Annotated in this window: 1 protein-coding gene; it reads left to right on the top strand. The window is 42.2% G+C overall.

Translation table 11 applies throughout. The features are described from left to right. Positions 1-56: 56 nt before the first annotated feature. A partial coding sequence (locus tag ACFQZS_RS13270; RefSeq protein WP_377100998.1) for a hypothetical protein occupies positions 57-772 on the top strand: 716 nt, incomplete at its 3' end.

Genomic DNA, 772 nt, shown 5'->3' with positions numbered 1-772 from the left:
TGTAAAGGTCAGATAATTCGGTAACAGATTAGCTTTACAAACCAAAGCTAAGAGTTATGCGCATTAACACGAATGATCTAACGCTGAAACGCAATTATTTACAGACGTACCGTTTACTGATCAAGGATTATGAACTGGTAAAACAAGGCGTTCACCCCACCTTTAAGCTGGCTAAAGAATTTTATGAAGCCCATCACACCGACCGGCGTAGCTTCCTGAAGTATTATAACCGCTACAAGCAATCCGGCAATGAAGAAGATCTGCTCCCTTCAAAACGAGGTCCAAAGTACCGGACACGCAGGCCATCAGTTCAGGATGAGGCTTTAGTGCTTGATCTACGTGCACTCGGCAACAATAAGTTTGAAATATCCCATCAGCTTAAGCAGAAATCAAATAACTTTAATCCATCACCATCGGGAGTTTACAACATCCTGAAACGTTATGATAAAAACCGTTTAAAACCGGCAGATAAAGAAGTTAAACGTAAGATCATTAAAGAACGAATGGGACAATTGGGCCATATCGATTGCCATCACTTAAGTAAAACCATCATTCGTGGGCAGCATCGCAAACTTTACCTGCTTTGCGTTATTGATGACTATTCACGGATAGCCTGGGCAGAGGTAATGGAAGATATTACCGCTTTGACCACCATGTTTGCTGCCTTACGTTGTATGCGCATGATCAAAGAGAAGTTTGGTATCCAGTTTGAAGAGATCATAGCAGATAACGGCCCTGAATTTGGGCCTGCTATCAGCCAGAATAAGCGGAA

Origin of the sequence: Mucilaginibacter calamicampi, assembly GCF_042676765.1 — a bacterium.
Lineage (GTDB): Bacteria > Bacteroidota > Bacteroidia > Sphingobacteriales > Sphingobacteriaceae > Mucilaginibacter > Mucilaginibacter calamicampi.
Note: the sequence above shows the minus strand (reverse complement) of the source record. Positions and strands in the feature narration are given on the sequence as shown.